Raw genomic sequence first — 14604 nt, 5'->3', positions numbered from 1 at the left:
TCAGCTCTCCTCTCCCTGGAGCACCGCGAAGACCACGGGATCGGTCCGGTCGTTGACGGTCGTCACCCAGGTGGCGATACGGGCTGCGCCGTGGGAAAGCACCGCCCAGCCGTCCGGGTCGACCCGGTGCACGGTGAGCGCCTGCGTCATGTCCCCGGTCTTGCGCACGCATTCGAGCGCGCTCCAGACCCTGGTGTGCGCCACCGAAAGCGGCTCGCGGGCGTCCGCGGCCAGCAGTTCGCCCACCGCGAGCAGATCCTCGCCGAGCAGGCCCGTCCAGTCCTCCGGCGTGCGTTCGATCGCCGTTTCGACGTCGCACGCGATCCGGCCGCCGCCCGCGATCGCCAGGGTGAGCTCGGCGCTGTGCGACGCGCTCACCTCGACCCCGTCGGCCTCCGGTTTCCCGTCCGGGCGGTAGCGGATCTCCAGCGGCGCGTCGACGGCGCGGCCGGCGGCCAGTGCCGTCTGTGCCCGCCGCTCCGGCGTGGTCTCCACCGAAACGCCCACCGGATCCGGTTCGACGACGATCGCGCGGGACGAGCCGAGCAGCCGTTCGACGGAACGCTCCAAATAGGACCCGAGCATCGACGGGACCCACGGTCCCTCTCCGTCGCGTTTGCGCACCGCGCGCAGCTTCAGCCCTTCCCACCGCTCGACCAGCTTCCCGTCGGGGTTGCGGACGTCGAGGTCGTAGACGTAACTGTCACCGTCCTGCGAACGCTCGCGGGCGTCGAGAAGCACGTACTCCGGGTGCTGCTCACCGGGTTCGGCGAGGTAGAGCCGCTCGATGCCTTGCGGCAGCAGGGTCGCGTCCGGGACACAGCACTGGATCGCGTGCATCATCGCGTCACGGGTGCCCGGGTCGGCCAGGAGCTGTTCCTGCGGGAGGAACGGCGCGAACCAGTCGACCTCGGCGCCGGTCGCGATCTCCGCGACCGCATGCCGCGCGCTGGCCCGCCGGTAGCCGGTGACCCGCTGGAATCGCTTGCCCTGGAACAAAACCGTGCCGTAGAGCTCGGTCGTCGGGTCCACCGGGACCGGCGGCAGCGCGACGTCGCGGGCGACGGTGTCGCCGAGCGGATCCGGCCGCGAGAAGCTCAGCCGGGCGCGGAAGTGGTCGGCACTGAAGCCGGTCTCCCCGCTGCGCAGCACCACGTCCACCGTCTCGGCGTCCCGGGCCAGCGCGGCGAGCCGGATCGTGGTCGACCCGCCCGGCGAGACGATGATCGGGCGCAGGAACTCGACGTCGGAGAACACCGGCGCCGGCAGCGTTTCCGCGGCCAGCGCGGCCTTGGCGACCTGGGTCATCGCCTCCATGCCGATCACCGCCGGGAACAGCAGCTGGCCGTCGAGCAGGTGGTCGGCCAGATACGGGTCGCTGCCCGCGGACAGGTCGGCCTCGGTGATCAGCTCGACCCCCGGGTAGTGCACGACGGCGCGGTCGACGAAGCGGGTCAGCGGCAGTTCACGCTTCTCCACTGGCAGGGTGGCCAGCCCGGCGGTGCGGCCGCAGACGACCAGTACCGACGGGGCTGCCGGGTCGCCGACGACCTGACGGAGGATCTCGATGCCCTCCTCGGTCGGGATGGGGGTGATGCCGTCGCGCATCAACGCGCTGACCACACCGAGCTTTTCGCCCATCCCGGTCCCGGACCAGACCGACCATTCGAGCGCGATCGCCTTGGCCCGGGGGTGCTCCTGGCCGAACCGCACGGTCAGTTCGGTCATCCAGTCGTTGGCCGTGGCGTAGTGCGCCTCACCGCGCAGGCCCGCCCGGCCGATGATGCTGCCGAAGGTCACCAGCAGCTTGATCTTGTCCTTGTCGACGGCGTCGAGGACGGCGTTCAGACCGCCGATCTTGGGCGCCAAGGTCTTGCGGAAGCTCTCGTCGGTCAAGGAGAACAGCGCGGCGGGCTCGTTGCGGCCCGCGCCGTGCAGTACCGCGGTGACCGGGCCGAATTCGGCCTGCACCCGGCCGATCGCGTCGGCCACCTGCCGTGCGTCGGTGACGTCGGCACGTTCGTAGCGGTAGGTGATGCCCGCCGCCGCCATGCGGCCGAGGTTCTCCGACAGTTCGGCGTCGTCGGCCGGGTCGCTCCGGCCGAGCAGCGCCAGTTTCGCGCCGGAATCCTTGGCCAGCGCCAACGCGCTCTCGGCGGTGATGCCCTTTCCGCCACCCGTGACGAGCAGGACGTCGCCGGTGTCCAGCGGGGTGCCCTCGGCCTCGGCCGGGGTCAGTGCCGCGAGCTTCGGCACCGTGCGGACTCCCGCAGAGTCGTAACGGACTTCGCTGAAGTCGGTCGTCGCCGCCACTTCGGTGACCACAGTGGACACCGCGGCGTCGAGGGCTTCGGGGTCGACCGGGCTGAGGTCGGCCAGGTCGACGATCGTGGTGCGGGCCGACGGGTCCTCCAGCCGGAGCGTCTTCGCCAGGCCGGAGGCACCGAGACCGTGCTGCACCACGACGAACCGCGTGCCGTTGGGCGCGGCCAGCACCGCGCGGCCCGCGTCCAGGAACAGGCCGACGTCCCCGGAACCGCTGTCGGCGTTCAGGCAGAGGAGGACGCCGTCGCCGACCCCCGCCGTGGCCAGTGCCGCGCGAAGCGGCTCCGCCAGCGGATGACCGGCCGGGGCGAACGCCGTCCACTCCGCGGTGGAGATGCCGGTGGCGAGATCGGGCGACGGCTTCGGCGCGACGACGTACTCCACCGCGAACGGCCGCACCCACGGCCCGACGCCGGCGACCTCGGCCTGGTTGCCGTCGGCGGGTTTGGCGGTCTGCGCGAGTTCGTCGATCATCTCGGCGAGTTCGCCGAGGCACACGGTCGCGAAGTTCGGCATGCCCTCCAGCGCCGGACGGCCGAGCGCCCTGGTCACGTCGTTGACCAGCTGGCCGACCGTGATCGACGAAAGGTGCAGATCATCGAGGGGATGCGTGTCGGCGGTGACGGCTTCGAGCGGAAGCTCGACGCGTTCGGACGCGAGCTTGCGCAACAGGTCGAGGGTGCTGCTGCCGCCGCTTTCCGAAGCCGTTCCGGCGGCGGCCTCGGCGGGCTCGGCGACCCGGTCGCGGGTGAGGACTTCGCCGATCGACGGCGCGGCCTCGCACGGGCTGGCGAGGAACGAGAATTCGCCGTCCACGGGCAGGGGCCGTACGACGCGGCCGGCGAACAGCGCGGACGTCTCCAGCGGCGCGCCGAACGCGAACGCGGCGCCGGCGACCTTGAGCACCGGGGCGAGCGTCAGGCTGTCGGTGTCGATCGAAAGCACCGGGGTGCCGGGCGCGATCGTGCCCAGCAGACCGGTGAGCACGCGGCCGGGGCCGACCTCGATCACCAGGTCGCTGCGCTCGGCGACCTTCGCGGCCGCCTCGCGGAAGCGGACCGGCAGCACCACCTGGTCGCGCAGCAGATCACGCAGGTCCTCGGCGGCGTGCAGGACGTCACCGGTCACCGTGGAGACGACGGGCCGGTCGAGCCGCGCGAAGTCGATCGCGGCGAGTTCCCCGGTCATCGCCTCGGCGGCCGGGACGACGGCGGGCGAGTGGAAGGCGTGCGAGACGTTGATGCGGGCGGCGGTGACCCCTTCCGCGCGGGCACGGGCGACCACGCGGTCGATCGCCTCCGCCGGTCCGGAAAGGACGGTCTGCTCGGGCGCGTTGTAGCCCGCGATGACGACCTCTTCGCCCTCGGCGAGCCCTTCGGCAACACTCGGCGTGGCCGCGATCGCCGCCATGGCACCGTTCCCGTCGCTGGCGGTCGCCATCACCCTGCCGCGGATCTTGGCCAGCTTGAGCACTTCGCGTTCGGTGAGCGCGCCGCCCCAGTGCAGGGCGGTGAGCTCGCCGAGGCTGTGGCCCGCGACCGTGCCCGCCTCGATGCCGAGGCTCTTCAGGACCCGTAGCCCGGCCAGCGAACCGGTGACGATGCGCGGCTGCGCGACATCGGTGGCGACCTGGTCGGCGCCGGTGGACAGGTTCGCGGCGCGGTAGATGTCGTCGGCGTGCGCGAAGCGTTTGCGCAGCGCGCCGACCCTGCCCTGCCCGGAACCCTGGCCGGGGAACAGGAAACCGATCTTCGGGGACTGGGAACGAGAGCCGGCGAAGATGCCCTCCTTGGCGGAGAAGACTTCAGGCTCCCCTTCACCGAGAAGGTCGAGGAGTTTGGCCAGTTTGCGCTCGGCGTCGTCCGGACCGGCCGCGACGATCGCCGCCCGGACCGGTTTCCCGGACAGCTCGGCCGAAAGCGTGCCCGCGAGGTCCGCGAGTTCGGCGAAGGAAAGCTTCGGCACGATCTCCAGCAGACCGGTCACCCGGCCGCGCAGCGACGCGGCGTCTTCGGCGTCGAGGAGCAGCAGTTCGCTGTCCTGCCGTCCGGCGACCAGCGACCTGGTCCGCTCGTCGAGCTCCTTGCGACGGGCCGCGCCCGGCGCTTCGGTGACGGTGACGTGCGAGTTGATGCCGCCGAACCCCATCGCGGAGACACCGGCGCGGACCGGCTGGTCCGAAGGCCACAGTCCGGCCTCGGCGGGCACGTACATCCGCGCGGAGTCGCCGACCAGCGACTCGTGCGGTTCGAAATGGCCGGTCGCGGGCGGGATGACCTGGTGGTACACCGCCAAGGTCGCCTTGATCAGCCCGGCGACCCCGGCCGCGGCTTTGGTGTGACCGATGTTGCCCTTGATCGTGCTCAGCGCGGCCCGCTCGGCGAGCGGATCGGCGTCGCGACGGGCGGTGGAGAGCGCCTCGATCTCGGTGGCGTCGCCCAGCGCGGTCCCGGTGCCGTGGCCCTCGAAGTAGGAAACGGTCTCGACGCCGTATCCCGCCTTGTCGTACGCCCGCTTGAGCGCGAGGCGGTGCCCCGAGGCCTCGGGGCGGGTGATGCCGCCCTTGCCGTCGGACGAGACGCCCCAGCCGCCGATGGTGGCGTAGATCCGCTTGCCCTGCGCGATCGCGTCCTCTTCGCGCATCAGCACGAGCATTCCGGACCCCTCGCCGGGCCAGAACCCGTTGGAATCGGCGTCGTAGACCTTCATCTCGCGTTTGGCGAGCGCACCGGTCTTGGCGAAACCGATCACCTCGAACGGGTCGATCGACAAGTCGACACCACCGGCGATGGCGACGTCGAGGTCGCCCTCCGAAAGCGCGTTCGCCGCCGTGACCACGGAAAGCAGCGACGACGAGCAGGCACCGTCCACAGTGAACCCGCCGCCGCCGAAGTCGAAGAAGTTGCAGACCCGGCCGGCGATCGTGTTCGCCAGCCCGCCCGCGAGCGTGTCCTCGTCGATCTCCGGGAAGGGTGCCTTGTACTGCGCCTCGAGATCGTGGAGGAATTCGGCCGTGTCGCCGTCGGCCCAGCCGCGCTCGGCGAGTGCCGCCGCGACCGTGCGGCGCACGTACGGCCAGCGCAGCCGCATGATGTTGGCACGGGAGAACTCGCCGGTGAGGCTGTTGCCGATGACCACGCCGGTGGCGGATTTCGGCAACCCCTCGCCCTCGGGGAAGCCCGCGTCGGCCAGCGCCTGCGCGGCGACGTCGAGGGCCAGCCAGTGCGTGGTGTCGGTCGAGCGGAACGTGCTGCCCGCGACCTTGTACTTGATCCGGTCGAATTCGTAGTCGCGGAGGACCGCGGCCTTCTGCGCGTAGAAACGGTCCGGCGCCTTGGGGTCGGGCGAGTAGTAGTCCTCGCGGTTCATCCGCTCGTCGGGCAGCCTCCGGAACGCCCGGCGGCCGGCGAGGACGTTTTCCCACAGCTCTTCCGGGGAACCGGCGTCCGGGTATCGGAGACCGATACCGACAATCGAAATCCGCTCAACGCTCATGCCACCGCACTCCCCTAGCTCTCAACCACTCAAGTCACGGAATCCGGTCCCGGCGCCGGGCTCTGTCCCCAGATACGCGGCCGCCGTCCGTTCGCGCAGTCCGGTCAAGCATGAACCGGGGGCGGACGCGGAGTCTTCTCTCAAGTTGTTGACCGGGATCGGTCATCTGGCCGAGTGATCCGGCCCTACGACGACGCGAAAGCCACTTCCGCAACGTTGAACGTTGCGAAAGTGGCTTTCGCGTCATAAACAGGCAGTACTCCGCACTAACCAGGAAGCGGGGCGACCGAAACAGCGCGGGCGGCGGCAGTGAAACTCGCCCACCCCACCAACTCGACCAGCTCCCGATCACCCAGCCCCGCGGCCGCCACCAAAGCGTCGTCCACCTGATAAGGCGCCTTCGCGACCACCAAGGCCAAGCGCACCGCGGGATCGTCGTACGCGTCCACCCAGGACCGGCTCAACCCGGGTGGCGCACCGTCCCAAGTAGACAGTTCACGCTCCACGACGTCCCGCACGGACGAAGGCACCGGCAACGCGGCGAACGCCGCCGAAGCACGCGAGAACGCGTCCTCGACCACAGGATTGCCCGCGGCCCAGGCGAAATCCCGGGAGCCGACCGGCAGCAGGTCCAGCGACTCCCCCGGCGAAGCGCCTGTCACCGGCCGAAGGAACCGCCCCAAGACGGCCTTCGCCCTCGCCCGCGCCGAATCCGGCACGGACGACGGCAACGGTGACGGCCCGAGGAAAACGCTCACCACCCGGTTCAGGTAGTGGAACGCGAACGCGACCGCGGTCAGCTCCGACCGGGCCCCCGCCGAAAGGGTTCCTGCACGAGGATCCGCCACGGGACGGCCCGAGGCGATCGCCGCGGCCTCGGAGGAACGCCCGAGCGACTCCAGCGCCATCCCGTGGACCTCGACACAGTACGGACACGAGTTCCCCCGCGACACCAGTGTCGCGACGATCTCCCGGTCCGCCCGGCTCGTCTCCCCCGCCGCCACCAGCGATTCCCGCAGCATCACCCAGCTCGCCGCGAGCACCGGCGGTGACGGCGAATGCACCGCCACCGGCGGGGCCAGCATCCCGAAATCGCGTTCCAGCCGTTCGTAGACGTCGCGTACGAGCCCGGTCGCCCGGCCGAAGGGAACCGGCCGGACGTACCGGGCTTCACGCACCGCGCGCCGCAGCGCGAGCCTCACCAGCACGGGTGCCACGCTCAGCTCCCGGCCACCAGCGACAGCTTGCCGACCGCCCGCCGCCCGGTGATGGAACCGTCCGGAGCGGGGGCGCCATAGGTGACATCGACACCGCGAGCCTGCAACGCCCGCACGATCCCCGGCACCGAACGCTCGGCCAGCGCCGCGATCGTCATCGCCGGGTTCACCGTCAGCGCGCCCGGCACGGAAGCGCTGTCGGTCACGAAGATGCCGGGGTGATCGCGGAGTTCGTGGTTCGGGTGCAGGGCCGACGTCGCCGGGTCGTCACCGATCCGGCACGACGCCAGCGGGTGCACGGTGTACGCGCCGACGACGTCGTTGGTCCACGGCGCCACCTTCGCCAGGCCGTCCTTCTCGAGGATCTCCTTGCATTCCGCGTCGGCCAGCGCCCAGCCGTGCCGGGTGTTCGGCGTCGGGTCGTACTTCAGCGGGCCGCGGCCGAGCATCTGCTGCGAGATGCGGTAGGCGTTGCCGGTGGGCGGCGGCGCGCCGAAGACGCCCTCGTTGTCGTCCTCGGTCATCAGGAAGATGGTCAGCCAGGAGGCCCACTTCTTGAGGATCTCCTTCTTCTGCACGCCGAACCAGCGTGGTTCGTCGCCGTCCGGCACCTGCGCGAGGATCGTGCCGAGCCCGGGCGGGAAGTACAGCTGCTCCAGCGAATACCGCTCGTATTCGGGCAGCGAACCGTCGAGCTTGTCCCAGTTCGCCACCGTCGGGCCCTTGCCGATGTGGTTGGCCTCGTAGACCTTCCCGTCCTCACGGGACAGCCCGAGCACCTCGCGGACGCGCTCCTCGTTGATGATGGCGGTGTTGAGCCGTTCCCCGTTGCCCGAGAAGTACCGGCCGACCGCGTGCGGCATGGTGCCCAGTGCCGCCTCCGAACGCTGCAGGATCACCGGCGTCGCGCCCGCACCCGCGGCGATGATGACGACCTTCGCGTCGATCGTCCCGCTGCCGGACTGGAGCCGGTAGTCCTCGTCGTCGACGATGTTGAAATGCACGCGGTAGTCGCCGTCGTCGATCCGCTCGATCCGCTGGACCTCGTGCAGCGGCCGGATCTTCGCGCCGTGCGCGAGCGCCGCGGGCAGGTAGTTGGTCAGCAGCGAGCGTTTCGCGTCGAACCGGCAGCCCGCCATCATGAAGTTGCAGTTCACGCACCGGTCGTTGTCCACCGCGACCGGGGCGGGGTTGGCGGTGCGGCCGGAGTGGTTGCAGAACGCGGCCCACAGCCCGCCCGCGTAGGAGACGTCGTTCCAGTCCTGTGTGGACACCGGGAGCGACTCCGAAACCCGGTCGTACCAAGGCTCCAGCGTGTCGCGCGTCAACACCGAAGGCCACATGCGACGGCCGATACCGCCATGACGTTCGAACACGAACTTCGGCGCGCGGGGCATCGCGGCGAAATACACCACGCTGCCGCCGCCGACACAGTTCCCGCCGAGCACGCTCATCCCGTCGCCGACGACGAAATCGAAAGCCCGGGTGTAGGACGAGCCGAGCAGATAGTCGTGCTCGAACTCCTTCGCCTCCAGCCACGGCCCGCGTTCCAGCACGGTGACCTTCGCCCCGCCCGCGGCCAAGTGGTAGGCGGGGATGGAGCCACCGAACCCGCTGCCGACGATGACGACGTCGGTCTTGTCGTAGGCGGTCATGCGGGACTCCCGGAAGGCGTGGTGTCGGGGTGGACTCTGGCCAGCTCGCGGCGGTAGGAGAACTTGGGGAACCGCCACAGCCCGTCTTCGTCCGGCGCGGTGTACCCCATCGCCAGCAGGCCGGGGTGGCCCTCGGCGATGGCTTCGGCGGTGTGCTTGTGCGCCGCGCTGTCGAAGGACATGTTGCAGAACAAGGCGAGGCTGACCCAGCCGTCCTTCTCCGGATGCCCCGGCGCGGTCAGCGACCGCACGAGCGCCGTCCTGTCCGCGAAGGACAACGCGACGAACGGCGGCAGCGACTCGTCGAGTGTGACGTCGTGTTCCTTGGCGTAGACCTTCGCGTGGTCGTTGAGGGACTGCGCCAGATAGGGCAGCCCCACGGTCACCCCGGTCGCCTCGGTGTGCAGCAGTTCGAGCGCGCCCGCGACGACCGCGCCCGGTCCCGGCGAAGCGCCGGCGATGGCGTGGTCGCCGGGGAAACGCTTTTCCCCCGGCACGATCGTGTCCGCGTAGGCCTCCAAAGTGGACACCTCGACCTGTTCGTCCGAATCCACGGAACCTACCTCCTGTTCCTGGTGTGCACGGTCATCGGCAGCCCGCCGCGCACCCGCAGCGACAGCATCGCCTCGGGAACCACGTCGTAGCCCGGGAGCTTTCTGAGTTCGAGGTCGCGCAGGACCATCGTCAGCACGAAAACGGCCTCCATCACGCCGAGGCTGTTGCCGATGCAGAACCGCGGCCCGGCGCCGAACGGGATGTAGGCGTAGCGGGGCCGCCCGCTGGGCCGGTCCGGGTCGAACCGGTCCGGGTCGAACTTCTCCGGCTCCGGCCAGAAATCCGGATGCCGGTGCAGGGTGAAGGGCACGACGACGACGTCGGATCCGGCGGGGATGTGGTAGCCGCCGATCTCGTCGTCGGCCTGCGCGACCCGCGGCAGCAGCCACACCGGCGGGTACAGGCGCATGACCTCTTCGACGACCCTCGCCGTGTACGGCAACCGGTGCAGGTCCTCGTGCGTCGGCAACTGGTCGCCCAGCACCGCGTCGGCCTCGGCCCGCAGTTTCGCCGCGATCTCCGGATGCTCGTCGAGCAGATGGAACGCCCAGCCGAGCGTGCTCGCCGTCGTCTCGTGCCCGGCCAGCAGCAGCGTGATCAGCTCGTCCCGCATCTGCTCGCGGGTCCCGTCGGTGGCGATGAGCCGCGAAAGCACGTCCTCGCCGTTCTCGACCGGGTTGGCCAGCCGCTGCTGGACGAGTTCGTCGGCGATGCGGCGGAGGTCGTCCCGCGATTCCCGGAACCGCACCTGTTTCTTCAGCGGCGCCCATTGCGGGACCATGCTCAGCGTCACCGCTTCGAACATCGCCTGGTCCTGCACGGCCTCGAACGAGTGCCCCAGCGAGGTGAACCCGCCGAGATCCGCGTCGAGCAGCGTCTTGCCGAGCACACCGAGGGTAAGCCCGGTCATCTCGTGCAGGATCTCCACCGGTCCTTCGGTGTCCCGCAAGCGTTTCACGAGTCCTTCGACCTCGTTCGCGACGACCGAGGCCTGCCGCGCGATCCGCTTGGGCTGGAACACCGGCTGGATGGTCCGGCGCTGCTTCTTCCAGACGTCGCCGTCGCTGGTGAGCAAGCCGTCGCCGAGCGCCCGTCGCGCCTCCTGGAGGCCGATTCCCTTGTGGTAGTTGGCCGCGTTGTCCGCGAGCACGTGTTTCGCCAGTTCGGGGTGGTTCACCAGGTACATCGTCTTGGGACCGATCGCGATCCGGACGACGTCCCCGTGTGCCTTGGCCGAATCCGACATGAGCGCCAGCCGGTCGGTGAAGAGCTTCTTCAGCAGACCGAAGGTCGCCCGGCGCGGCGGCCCGGGGGGCGCGAGACGCGCCCCCCGGGTGGTTTCCGCACCGGTGGTCATGCCGCCACGGCCCCGGTTTCCGTCTCCGGCTTCCCGGCCGGCTTGGGCAGGGACGTGATCTCGGCCGACTTCGCCTGCTCGGCCTCCCACTTCTCGGTCGCCTTCTTGGAGAAGTGCAGGCCCCACAGGAACATCCCGCGGATGAGGCAGACCAGCGCGGTGGCGAGGAACAGGCCGTAGGCCACGTGCACGATCATGAAGAACCCGTACGCCAGCGCCACCCCCGAACCGAACAGGATCTGCGACGCGGGCTTGGACGGGGTCGTCCCCGGGTCGGTGACCATGTAGTTCGTGTAGAGCACGAAGGCCACACCGGTCATCATCCCGAGCGCGCCGGGGATCGCGGTGTCGAACACCAGACCACGGATGATCGCCTGCAGCGCGAAGGTGATCAGCCAGGCGCCGATGAGCCACATGCGCTGGGTCAGCATCGCGTTGAGCACGGTGCCGGAGATGATGATGATGCCGACGATCAGCCAGCCGACCCACGAGTCGACCTGCTCGGTGAAGTGGTACGGCGGCGCGATGCTCGCCCAGGGGAACACCAGCAGGATGATCGTGATGCCGAAGTTCGACGGGTTCATGTAGTGGCGCAGCCTGCCGCGCACCGGGGCCTGCAGCACCCACTTGGCGCCGACGGCGACCACGACGCCGAACATCATGACCAGCACCTGGTCGTTGACGTAGGTGAGCATGTTCAGCGCGAGACCGGTGATATGCGCGGGGAAGAGGAATTCCACCAGTCCCTTGAACCCGTTGCCCCGGAAGCGGACGTCGCGTCCCTGGACACGGGCCCCGATGATCTCCAGCAGGATTTCCGTGGTGTACGCCGTGGCCAGCGCGATGAACGGATAGGTGTAGGGCTGCTCGAAACCGAGCACGGTGTAGCCGATGATGTTGAAGATGGTGATCGAGATCGCGAACCGGCGAAGGGCCGTGATCGTCTTGTTGCTCTTCGGTGCCGTGAGTGTCTGCTCAGCCATGACGGTCATTTCTCCTTAGCCTGAGCGCCGAGCTGGAACGTGTGGTCGCCCGGGGTCAGCTGGACTTCCTGCGTGCGGATCTGCCCGGTCAGGTCGCGCCACTGCAGGCAGACCTTCACCGGCCCGGTGACCTTGCCCAGCCCGATCTGGATCTCGTGGCTGCGCTTGCCGGAGTGGCCGCTGCCGCCGTCGACGCGGTCCATGTACTTCTTGCCGTCGGGGGTGACGACGGTGACCTGCGCGCCGATCGCCGCGGTACCCGCCGCCGGGAGCGGACCGTCCGCCGAAGCCTTGTCGTGCACCAGCTTCAGGTTCAGGTACGACCCGGTGTCAGGGCTGACGTTGTGGTAGAAGATCGGCTGCTCCCACTGGCGGGCCACGGCGAAGTCGAGCTTGCCGTCGCCGTCGGCGTCACCGGTGGCGATACCGCGGGTGGGCACCGGGACCGCGAGACCGAGGCGCGGGGCCAGGTCGGTGTAGCGGCCGTCGGAGCTCTTGGCCCAGAAGTGCAGCGTGTGGTCGCCACCGACGTCGTCACCGGCGACCATGTTCGGCCAGAAGTACGGGTGCTTCAGCAGTTCGTCGTTCGACGTCGCCAGCTCCTGCAACTGCGGCCAGCGGTTGACGTCGCCCTTGACGAACCCGGTCGCCTGGGTGATGACCGATTCTCCGCTGTTGTTGTAGTCGGCGATCTTGACGTCCCAACCCCAGCCGGACCAGGCGGTGCCGGCCTGCGCGCTGCGGTCCACCCACGGCGCCTCGCCGCCCTGCAGACGGCCACGCAGATCCGCGGTGTCCTTGGCGGTGTTCATGAACTGGAAGTGGCTTTCCTCGATACCCCAGGACGTCGTGATGTTGCTGACGTACAGGTCGTAGAGACCGTCGTGGTCGAGGTCGGCGAAGTCGACGCCCATCCCCTTGAAGGAGTCGTTGCCGATCACCTTGGACTTCGGCTCGTTGGGCCCGCGGATGCCCTTCACCTCGGCGAATTCGACGTGCCCGGGGCGGGACTTGTTGTACAGCAGGCGGTCGTGGCCGAAGTCGTTGCCGATGTAGAGCTCCGGCAGGTTGTCCCCGTCGACGTCGGTGGCGCTGGCCGCGAGCGACCAGCCGCCCTGGGCGTCGGCCGGGATGGCCTTGTCGTCGCAGACGAACGTGGCCGTCGGCTTGGCACCCTGCGTGGCCCCGGTGAACCGGAAGATGTACTTGCCACCGCTGTTGTCGGCGTGCGACATCGACTTGTTCATCTCGACCCCGCCGGAGACGCGGTCGTCCAGCACCGCGCTGTCGGGGAAGTAGTTGCCGATGAAGATGTCCTGGTGGCCGTCGCCGTCGAAGTCACCGACCGAGGCGGCGTTGGTGTTCCACAATGGACCGGCGTACTCACCGTTCTTGGAGTTGTTGCCCGGGACCAGTTCCACCGGCTCGTAGGCCTTCGGCTCCAGCTTCGTGGCGCCCGGCTTCGCGAGGAACAGGATCGGGGTGCGGCCCCAGTAGTAGGCCAGCAGGTCGACCCGGCCGTCCTCGTTGTAGTCCGCGGGCACGCAGCCCATCGGCGCGATGTACTTGCCCATCGGCAGCGGCGCCGCGTCGAGCGCGAACGGCGCGTAGCGGTCGCCGCCCTTGCCCGGCGTCGGGGTGATCACCAGCTGATCGCTGCGCGGGTCCACGAAACACAGGTCGTTCGCGAGCTTGTCGCCGTCGAGGTCGTTGACCGCGATCGCGGCGCCGACCGAGGAGATCCAGGCGCGGATGTGCTCGTACTCCTTGTTCACCGTCCGGATCGACTGGCTCTTCGCCGCCTCCGGCAAGGCGATCGTCAGCGGCTCGAACGCGTACTTCGAAGCCATGGTGTCGGCCTCGGCGGTCGAGACGGTGGGCAGCTGCGCCACCACGAACAGTCCCGCCATCAGCACCAGCGCCACGATGCCCGCAAGCTGCTTGCGGAGCCAGCCCAAGGTCGCGGTCATTTCCCTGCACCTCCAGAGTTGAGAACCTCAGCGGCGATGCGCTGTCGCCAGGTTTCGAATGCCGGGAGTTCGCCGTCGACCACGGTCGCCGGGCGCACCTCCTGGGTGATGGCCGCGGCCCGCTCGGCCGGCAGCCCGCAGATCGCCCGCGTGGCGACCTCGGTCTCGGGGATCAGCAGCCCCGCGCGGACGCGGGCTTCGGCGGCGAAAGCGCTGCCCTGGGCGAGGTTCCCGCGGTGCTCGCCGGCGAACTCGGCCAGTTTCAGCAGTTCGTCACCGGTGACACCGCACGCGTAGGTCGAGGCGAGCCCGATGCCGGCGTAGAGGTCTCCGTGCCGATGCTCGGGGAATCGCGCGACCGTGTCGGCGACCAGGTCGACGTCGGTACCGCAGATGAACCACAGCGCCCGCCCGATGCCCTGGTCGATCGCCCGCAGTGCGTAGCCGTCGTTTCCGGGCGGCCACGAAAAGTCCGGGTCCTGGAACTGCCCGTCGACGTACTTCGCCGTCTTGAAGTAGGCCTGGTGGAAGCCGTAGCCGTCGAGCACCAGCCAGCGCAGCAACGGGTCGAAGTCCTCGGCGGACGGCCAGCGGAAGCGCGGCAGGCGGGCCATCGCCCAGCCGACGCCGACGTAGATGATGTAGTCGTGCTTCTCGCCGGGGCCGTCGAGGAACCGCTCGATGTGACGGCGACCGCCGCCCGGCAGCCCGTCCAGCATTCCGTAACCCATTCCCGCGCCTTCGTAGGCGAAGCCGCGGTATTTCACCGGAATACGTTCGAGCCATTCTTCCGCCTGTTCGACGGACCGTGCTTCGACCGCGTGCGCGTAGCCGAGCAGGAACTTCTCACCGACGGTCTCCAGCAATTCTTGAGCGGCCGGGCTCTTCTTGTGGAAACCACGCTTGTCCAGTGACGTCTCGGAGACGTCCGGCGTGATCATGCGACGTCTGATCGTGCGCCAACCATTGCCCAACGCACTCTCCCCCTAACGGGTGGATTCGAATTCCGGATTGCTTTAAAGGCTCACATGCGTGGCGATGACGCGA

8 protein-coding genes are annotated in these 14604 nt (G+C 69.3%); all 8 read right to left on the bottom strand.

Annotated features, from left to right (window positions below; genetic code table 11):
• The 8 genes from AB8M46_RS37835 to AB8M46_RS37800 all read right to left on the bottom strand — a co-directional run bounded on the left by AB8M46_RS37835 (position 1) and on the right by AB8M46_RS37800 (position 14510).
• Positions 1-5820 (bottom strand): SDR family NAD(P)-dependent oxidoreductase, encoded by a 5820-nt coding sequence (locus AB8M46_RS37835; RefSeq protein WP_394363300.1) that lies wholly within the window; start codon positions 5818-5820, stop codon positions 1-3.
• A 266-nt stretch (positions 5821-6086) separates the two neighbouring features.
• Positions 6087-7037, bottom strand: coding sequence for a carboxymuconolactone decarboxylase family protein (locus AB8M46_RS37830; RefSeq protein WP_394363299.1), 951 nt, complete (start codon positions 7035-7037; stop codon positions 6087-6089).
• Between the two features lie 2 nt (positions 7038-7039).
• The gene (locus AB8M46_RS37825; RefSeq protein ID WP_378426417.1) at positions 7040-8692 is read right to left on the bottom strand and encodes a GMC family oxidoreductase N-terminal domain-containing protein; all 1653 of its coding nucleotides are present in this window, start codon (positions 8690-8692) and stop codon (positions 7040-7042) included.
• Complete coding sequence (locus AB8M46_RS37820; protein ID WP_037347793.1) at positions 8689-9246, bottom strand: DUF5987 family protein; 558 nt, start codon at positions 9244-9246, stop codon at positions 8689-8691. The genes AB8M46_RS37825 and AB8M46_RS37820 overlap by 4 nt, the downstream gene beginning before the upstream one ends.
• A 5-nt stretch (positions 9247-9251) precedes the next feature.
• On the bottom strand, positions 9252-10604 hold the full coding sequence (locus AB8M46_RS37815) for a cytochrome P450 (protein WP_394363298.1): 1353 nt from the start codon (positions 10602-10604) through the stop codon (positions 9252-9254).
• Positions 10601-11596 (bottom strand): enediyne biosynthesis protein, encoded by a 996-nt coding sequence (locus AB8M46_RS37810; protein WP_394363297.1) that lies wholly within the window; start codon positions 11594-11596, stop codon positions 10601-10603. Before AB8M46_RS37810 ends, AB8M46_RS37815 begins: the two co-directional genes overlap by 4 nt.
• Positions 11593-13557 carry a CRTAC1 family protein gene (locus AB8M46_RS37805; RefSeq protein WP_394363296.1) on the bottom strand — a complete coding sequence of 655 codons (1965 nt, stop codon included), beginning with the start codon at positions 13555-13557 and terminating at the stop codon, positions 11593-11595. The genes AB8M46_RS37810 and AB8M46_RS37805 overlap by 4 nt, the downstream gene beginning before the upstream one ends.
• On the bottom strand, positions 13554-14510 hold the full coding sequence (locus tag AB8M46_RS37800) for a DUF1702 family protein (protein ID WP_255355420.1): 957 nt from the start codon (positions 14508-14510) through the stop codon (positions 13554-13556). Before AB8M46_RS37800 ends, AB8M46_RS37805 begins: the two co-directional genes overlap by 4 nt.
• Between the last annotated feature and the right edge of the window lie 94 nt (positions 14511-14604).

The organism is Amycolatopsis sp. SB7-3 (genome assembly GCF_041021335.1).
In the GTDB taxonomy this organism is placed as follows: domain Bacteria; phylum Actinomycetota; class Actinomycetes; order Mycobacteriales; family Pseudonocardiaceae; genus Amycolatopsis; species Amycolatopsis japonica.
This window is presented reverse-complemented; position numbering and strand designations above follow the sequence as displayed.